Source organism: Paenibacillus germinis (genome assembly GCF_013141785.1).
GTDB lineage: Bacteria > Bacillota > Bacilli > Paenibacillales > NBRC-103111 > Paenibacillus_E > Paenibacillus_E phytorum.
The window spans coordinates 1-656 of record NZ_WHOC01000067.1; the positions used below are offsets into that span (position 1 = coordinate 1).

1 protein-coding gene is annotated in these 656 nt (G+C 46.0%); it reads left to right on the forward strand.

Annotated features, from left to right (window positions below; genetic code table 11):
• Window positions 1–564, forward strand: a 564-nt coding sequence (locus GC102_RS12145; RefSeq protein WP_171689772.1) for a pentapeptide repeat-containing protein, incomplete at its 5' end; no start/stop codon positions are given.
• Window positions 565–656 lie beyond the last annotated feature (92 nt).

Sequence of the window (656 nt, forward strand, 5' to 3'; positions counted from 1 at the left end):
CAATTTAATGCTAGCGCGTTACGCGGTGCCGACTTTGCGGGCGCTGACTTGACCGGAAGTTCGTTTAAGACCAGTGATTTACGTGAAGCCAATTTTGACGGCGCAAATCTGACGGACTGTACCCTAACTGCAACTGACCTTACGAATGTAAGCTTCAATGAGTCGATCCTTGTACGCACCAACTTCAGTGTTTCGGGGATGGATGGAGCCAAATTCACAGGTGTAAAACTGACCGACGTCACGCTAAGCAAGATCGACCTTAGAAAAACAATCTTTGAAGGTTGTATCTTTGACGGCGTGGACTTCGAATATTCCGACCTGAGCGGGCTGCGTTTTGACGGGCAAACCTTTATCGGCGTTAAGTTTGACAAATCGGCAGTAAACGAAGTTTCATTTAGGGGCGCTATACTCAAGAATGTGTCTTTTCAGGCGTTCTTTTCATTGACCAATAAGTATTACCGTGCCTTCAAAACCATTTGCTTTGACGGCGCAGTCATGGATAAGCTGACCTATGCTTCGCTTAAAGGCATGGGGGCCGATTTATCCAAGGTTACTGTTCGATAAGGAGGGGGAAGTTTATGCAAAACACATCAATTAAAGTGATTGGGCTGCAAAAATCCTACAAGCAGCATCAAGTCTTAAAGGGCGTGGACTTC